General features: G+C 69.7%; 5 protein-coding genes and 1 pseudogene. 3 read left to right on the forward strand and 3 right to left on the reverse strand.

Annotated elements, in window-relative coordinates:
• Nucleotides 1-209 precede the first annotated feature (209 nt).
• Nucleotides 210-1,046: an AraC family transcriptional regulator gene (locus LGN17_RS30510; protein WP_226200755.1), complete on the reverse strand. Its 837-nt coding sequence runs from the start codon at nucleotides 1,044-1,046 to the stop codon at nucleotides 210-212.
• Nucleotides 1,047-1,200: 154 nt separating this feature from the next.
• Here LGN17_RS30510 and LGN17_RS30515 point away from each other — a divergent pair, with 154 nt between their 5' ends.
• The 3 genes from LGN17_RS30515 to LGN17_RS30525 are packed head-to-tail and all read left to right on the forward strand — an operon-like array spanning nucleotide 1,201 to nucleotide 5,564.
• Complete coding sequence (locus LGN17_RS30515) at nucleotides 1,201-2,649, forward strand: efflux transporter outer membrane subunit (protein WP_226200756.1); 1,449 nt, start codon at nucleotides 1,201-1,203, stop codon at nucleotides 2,647-2,649.
• A 9-nt stretch (nucleotides 2,650-2,658) separates the two neighbouring features.
• On the forward strand, nucleotides 2,659-4,029 hold the full coding sequence (locus LGN17_RS30520) for an HlyD family efflux transporter periplasmic adaptor subunit (RefSeq protein ID WP_226200757.1): 1,371 nt from the start codon (nucleotides 2,659-2,661) through the stop codon (nucleotides 4,027-4,029).
• Nucleotides 4,026-5,564 (forward strand): DHA2 family efflux MFS transporter permease subunit, encoded by a 1,539-nt coding sequence (locus tag LGN17_RS30525; RefSeq protein WP_226200758.1) that lies wholly within the window; start codon nucleotides 4,026-4,028, stop codon nucleotides 5,562-5,564. The genes LGN17_RS30520 and LGN17_RS30525 overlap by 4 nt, the downstream gene beginning before the upstream one ends.
• A gap of 44 nt (nucleotides 5,565-5,608) precedes the next feature.
• Here LGN17_RS30525 and LGN17_RS30530 read toward each other — a convergent pair.
• Nucleotides 5,609-5,791: pseudogene (locus LGN17_RS30530) on the reverse strand (helix-turn-helix domain-containing protein); the annotation flags it as partial.
• Between the two features lie 110 nt (nucleotides 5,792-5,901).
• Nucleotides 5,902-6,000: IS3 family transposase (locus tag LGN17_RS30535; protein WP_226200766.1), on the reverse strand; the 99-nt coding region annotated here is incomplete at its 5' end.

Below are 6,000 nucleotides of genomic sequence, written 5' to 3' on the forward strand. Positions count from 1 at the left end.
GTTTCGAAAACGCGTCTGATGACCGACGTATGGCGCGCCTTCATGCTGCTCGCCGTCGAACCGAGGGCAGGGAAGCGAACATTCGTCGCGCACGACTCCCTCAACCGGATCGTCAGGTTCTCGCCGAATCGATGCCGGTACTGTATTGGCAGGGGTGATAGGGGCGGGGCGGGGCGGGGCGGGGCGGGGCGGGGCAGCGCCGCACTGCGCTATGGCTGCCTGCGCTTCGCGAAGTAGTGCGCGGGCGAATCGCCGAATGCGCGGCGGAACATCGCGATGAAGTTGCTCGGCGTCGCGTAGCCCAGCGCGTCGGCGATGTTGGCGACGCTGTCGCCGTTCGCAAGCCGTTCGAGCGCATGCGTCAGGCGCGCCTGCTGACGCCATTGCGCGAAGCTCGTGCCGGTTTCCGCGACGAACAGCCGGCTCAGCGTGCGGGCGGACAACCCGGCCCATTCGGCCCACGCTTCGAGCGTGCGGCTGTCGTGCGGCTGCCCGAGGATCGCGTTGGCGATGCGCAGCAGCCGCCGGTCGCGCGGCATCGGCAGATGCAGCGGCTCGTGCGGCGCACGGCGCATCTCGTCGAGCAGCACGATGCTGATGCGCGCCTGCTCGATATCGAGCCGATCCTGATCGGCCCACGACACCGCGCGCCGCACGAGCGCGCGCATCAGTTCGGTGATCGCGATCACGCACGGCTGGCCCGGCATCCGCCGGCTCGCGGCAGGCGCAATCACGACGCTCCAGCCGCTCAACGCGCCGCTGATGCTGACCTTGTGCTGCTCGCCCGGCGGAATCCAGCCCGCGCGATGCGGCGGCAGCAGCCACGAACCATGCGGGGTGCGCACGTGCGCGAAACCGCTTTCCACGCAGAACACCTGGCCGCGCAGATGGCTGTGCCAGTCGACCTCGCGGGTACCGAGCCGGTACGTGTTGCCGCCGTCGTCCTCGCCCCAGACGGCGATCAGCGACGGGCCGTCCTCACGCTCGCTCGGATCGGAGTCGGCGCGCTTCGCGGTGCGCGGCGGGGAAACGTGTCGGATGGGCATGGCCGGAATTCATTATTTTTTGTCTAAACAACATTATCAGCTTTGTCCGGGAGCGTCCAACAATGCGTGTCGTGTTCAAACCGATACGAAGCAGAGGAATGCGATGCGTGCAGCACTTGCTCCCTGGACACGCGATGCCGGCGCACTGCGCGTCATGTCGCGAATCGCCGTCGCCGCGGCGCTCGTCGTGCTCGGCGCGTGCGCGAGCCGCGACGGGCTCGCGCCGGCCGGCACGCTGCGCGGCGCCGATACGCTTGCCGCATCGCGCAGCCTCGCGCACGCACCGGCCGCCGACTGGCCGGCCGCCGACTGGTGGCGCGCGCTGAACGATGCGCAACTGAGTGCACTGATCGACGAGGCGCTCGCCGGCAACCCCGATCTCGCGACCGCCGATGCGCGCGCACGCGAAGCGCAGGCGCTGGTGATCGAGGCACGGGCCGCGCGGCTGCCGCACGTCGTCGGCCGCGCGAGCGCGAAGGCCGAGCGGCTGTCCGGCACCCAGTTTTCATCGGGCGAGGGCGGCGGCTTCTTCAGCCACACGCGCGAGATCAATCTCGGCCTGAGTTGGGATCTCGATCTGTGGGGCGGCCGCCGTGCCGCGTGGGAAGCCGCGCTCGGCGAAGCGCGCGCCGCGCAGGTCGATGCGCAGGCCGCACGCGTGCTGCTGTCGGTCAACGTTGCGCGCGCCTACGTCAATCTCGCGTACGCATTCGATCAGCAGGACGTCGCACGGGCCGAATACGAACGTGCAGACGAAGCGCTCACGCTTACGCGCCAGCGCGTCGCGAAAGGCATCGACAACGTCGCGCAGCAGCGTCAGGCGGAAAGCGAAGTCGCGGCCGCGACGCGCGAGCAGGCCCGTACCGTGCAGGCGATCGACAGCGCGCGCATCGCGCTCGCGATCCTGCTCGGCGCGGGCCCCGATCGCGGTCTCGCACTCGTGCGGCCCGCGCCGCTGCCGGCCGCTGCGCTCGCGGTGCCGGCCGACCTGCCTGCCGAGCTGCTCGGCCGGCGCGCCGACCTCGTCGCCGCGCGCTGGCGAGTCGAGGCAGCCAGCCGCAACGTCGCGGCCGCTCGTGCGGATTTCCTGCCCAACGTCAGTCTCACCGCGCTGATCGGGCTCGCGACGCGCGGCGGCGCCTCACTGTTCCAGGCCGCGTCGCGCACCTACAACGCCAGCCCGGCCGTGAGCCTGCCGATCTTCGACGGCGGTGAACGGCGCGGCGTGCTGCGCCGGCGCGACGCGCAATACGACCTCGCGGTCGCCGGCTACAACAAGACGCTGATCGGTGCGATCGGCGAGGTGGCCGACGATCTGCACTGGCTGCATTCGCTGGCCGTGCAGACGGATGCCCAGCAGCGTGCGTTCGACTCCGCCACCGATGCGTGGCGGCTCGCGGACGCGCGCTACCGGGCCGGCGTCGGCAGCTACCTCGACGCGCTCGTCGTGCGCCAGCAACTGCTGGTCGCGAGCCGCGAAGTCGCCGCGCTGCGCGCGCAGCGCGCGGACCAGTCGCTGCAGCTCGTCGCCACGCTCGGCGGCGGCTTCCGCGCCGAGCCGGACGACGCCAGGCTTGCCGCCACTCCTTCCCAACGTCCTTGACATCGAACCATGAGCAGCGACAACTCCCTGCAAACCCCCGCGCGACCGGCCGCCGCCGATCCCGCCAGCGCCCGCCAGCAGCCGGCGGCCGACCACACCACGACGCCGCGCGCGCCGGGCGGGCCCGATGCCCGCACGCAACCGGCACCGGGCGGTGGCGCGCCCGCGACGCCGCCGCCACCACCTGCGCGGCGCAAGCATCTGGTGCGCGCGCTGGTTGCCGTGTTCGCGCTCGGCATCATCGGCTGGGGCATCTGGTACGCGATCGTCGGACGCTGGTACGAATCCACCGACAATGCGTACGCGCAAGGCAACGTCGTCGAGCTGACGCCGCAGGTGACGGGCACCGTCGTATCGATCGACGCGGACGACGGCAACCTCGTACGCGCCGGCACGCCGCTCGTCCGTCTCGACCCGAGCGACGCGCAGATCGCGCTCGCGACCGCGCAGGCCGATCTCGCGGCAACGGTGCGCAAGGTGCGCGGCCTGTACAGCAACGAGCGCGGGCTCGCGAACAGCATCGACGGCGCACGCGCTGAACTCGACACGCGCCGCACCGCGCTCGACAAGGCGAAGGCCGACTACAGCCGCCGCGAGGATCTCGGCCGCACCGGCGCGATTTCACGCGAGGAACTCGCGCATGCTCGCGACACGCTGACGTCCGCGCAAAGTGCATACGCGGGGGCGCAGAGCGCGCTGGCGACGTTGAGCGAGCAGCACCAGACGAGCAAGGCGCTGATCGACGACACCGCGGTCGCGTCACATCCGGACGTGCAGGCCGCGGCCGAACGGCTGCGGGCCGCCTACCTTGCGCGTGCGCGCACCGACGTCGTCACGCCCGTCACCGGCTATGTCGCGAAACGCACGGTGCAGGTCGGGCAGCGCGTGTCGCCCGGTGTGCCGCTGCTTGCGATCGTGCCGCTGCGCGAGCTGTGGGTCGACGCGAACTTCACCGAGAAGCAGCTCGAGCACATGCGTATCGGGCAGCCGGTCGAACTGACCGCCGACCTGTACGGCGACGCGGTGCGCTACACCGGCCGCGTGCAGAGCCTGGGCATCGGCACCGGCAGCGCGTTCTCACTGCTGCCCGCGCAGAACGCGACCGGCAACTGGATCAAGATCGTGCAGCGGCTGCCGGTCCGCATCGAGCTGACCGCCCCGGCGCAGCTCGACGCGCATCCGCTGCGCATCGGCCTGTCGATGCACGCTCGCGTCGACCAGCACGACCGCGGCGGTGCGATGCTGTCGCATCGCGAGCAGCGCGCGCCGGTATTCCACACCGACGTGTACCGCGACGAGCTCGCGCGTGCCGACAGCCTGATTGCCGACGTCATCCATGCGAACCTGCCGGCGGCAGCGCGTGCGGAGGCCGTGCGATGAGCGGCGCGATGGCGGCCGCCGACAGCGGCTTTCGTCCGTCGAGCGTCGGGCTGACGACCTTCGGCCTCGCGCTCGCGGTCTTCATGCAGGTGCTGGACGGCACCGTCGCGAACGTGTCGCTGCCGACGATCGCCGGCAACTTCGGCGTGAGCACGACGCAGAGCGCGTGGGTCGTCACGACGTTCTCGGTCAGCAACGCGATCGCGCTGCCGCTGACCGGGTTTCTCGTCAAGCGCGTCGGGCAGGTGCGGCTGTTCGTGTGGGCGACGCTCGCGTTCACGTTCGCGTCGCTGTTGTGCGGCCTCGCGCAGAACCTGCCGCAGCTCGTCGCGTTCCGCGCGCTGCAGGGCCTGGTCGCGGGGCCGATGATCCCGACCACGCAGGCGCTGATGCTGTCGATCTACCCGCCGCAGCGACGCGGCTTCGCGCTGTCGACGATCGCGATGGTCACCGTCGTCGCGCCGATCGCGGGGCCCGTGTTCGGCGGCTGGGTCACCGAGCATTACGCGTGGCGCTGGGCGTTCCTGATCAACCTGCCGATCGGCGTGTTCGCCGCGATGTGCGTGTTCGCGCAGATGCGTGCGCGCGTCGAGACGACGGTTGCCGCGCGCGTCGACTATGTCGGCCTCGCCGCGCTGATCGTCGGCGTCGGCGCGCTGCAGATCGTGCTCGACAAAGGCAACGAAGCCGACTGGTTCAACTCGACGTTCATCGTCGTGATGTCGGTGGTCGCCGCGTTCGGCATCGCGCTGTTCCTGATCTGGGAGCTCAACGAGCCGAATCCGATCGTGAACCTGCGGCTCTTCGCGCACCGCAACTTCGCGGCCGGCACGCTGACGCTCGTGCTCGCGTATTCGGCATTCTTCGCGGTCAACGTGATCGTGCCGCAGTGGCTGCAGCGCACACTCGGCTACTCGGCATTCTGGGCCGGGCTCGCGGTCGCGCCGATGGGCGTGATCCCGGTGCTGATGACGCCGTTCATGGGCAAGTACGCGCCACGCTTCAACATGCGCGTGCTCGTGTGCTGCGCATTCGCGATCCTCGGCACGTCGTCGTTCCTGCGTGCGGGCTTCGTGCCCGACATCGACTTCACGCACATCGCGCTGATCCAGCTGCTGCAGGGCCTCGGCCTCGCGCTGTTCATCATGCCGATCAACAGCATCCTGCTGTCCGACCTGAAGCCGGACGAGATCGCCGCCGGCTCCGGCCTGTCGACGTTCCTGCGCACGCTCGGCGCGAGCTTCGCGGTGTCGATCACGTCGTTCCTGTGGGACCGGCGCGCGATCCTGCATCACGCACAGCTCAGCGAGCACGTGAGCGCGTTCGATCCGGCCGTGCGAGCGGAAGTCGCCCGGCTCGGCGGTGGCGATCCGCAACGCGCGGCCACGCTGCTGAGCAACCTGGTCGACGCACAGGCGTACCAGATCTCGTTCAACGACGTTTCGTTCGCGCTCGGCTGCGTGTATCTCGCGGTGATCGCGGTGGTCTGGCTCGCCCGTCCGCCGTTCGGCCCCGGTGCCGCCGCAAAACGATGAAGAGGGCGCTGCGCGGCCCGTTCCGACCCATGCTGGTCATCGCGCGACGTCAGTCCAGCCGGGCCGGATTCCCGGTACCGAATCACTAGCCGTTCGATCTGCCGGACCGTTAGGCCCAGCCGTTCGGCCGCACGCCACGGCTTGAGCTTGCCGTCGGCTACGTCCTGAATGACCTTGAACCTGTCCAGCTCGCGCATCGTCATCGTGATCCGCTCCGTTGCAGCCATCGCAGCCTCCGGCGCCGGACACCCGGCGGCCGGACAGCTTACGCGGCCCGAAAAGCGGACATTTCAATGTAGCCAAAAAAAGGGGGGTGCGGCGGAATTCTTGGACTGATTTATGTCGTCAGCCCGAGGCTCTCCCGGTATTCAATCGGACTGAGTGCGCCAAGCGAGATTTTGATCCGTTTCTCGTTGTACCAGCGAATGTACGAGTC

This window comes from Burkholderia sp. AU30280 (assembly GCF_020420125.1).
Taxonomy (GTDB): Bacteria; Pseudomonadota; Gammaproteobacteria; order Burkholderiales; family Burkholderiaceae; genus Burkholderia.

Bases quoted from the DNA above. Each gene is read 5' to 3' on its own strand.
- LGN17_RS30520 (WP_226200757.1), top strand. From the start codon at position 2,659: ATGAGCAGCGACAACTCCCTGCAAACCCCCGCGCGACCGGCCGCCGCC.
- LGN17_RS30525 (WP_226200758.1), top strand. From the start codon at position 4,026: ATGAGCGGCGCGATGGCGGCCGCCGACAGCGGCTTTCGTCCGTCGAGC.
- LGN17_RS30515 (WP_226200756.1), top strand. From the start codon at position 1,201: ATGTCGCGAATCGCCGTCGCCGCGGCGCTCGTCGTGCTCGGCGCGTGC.
- LGN17_RS30510 (WP_226200755.1), bottom strand. From the start codon at position 1,046: ATGCCCATCCGACACGTTTCCCCGCCGCGCACCGCGAAGCGCGCCGAC.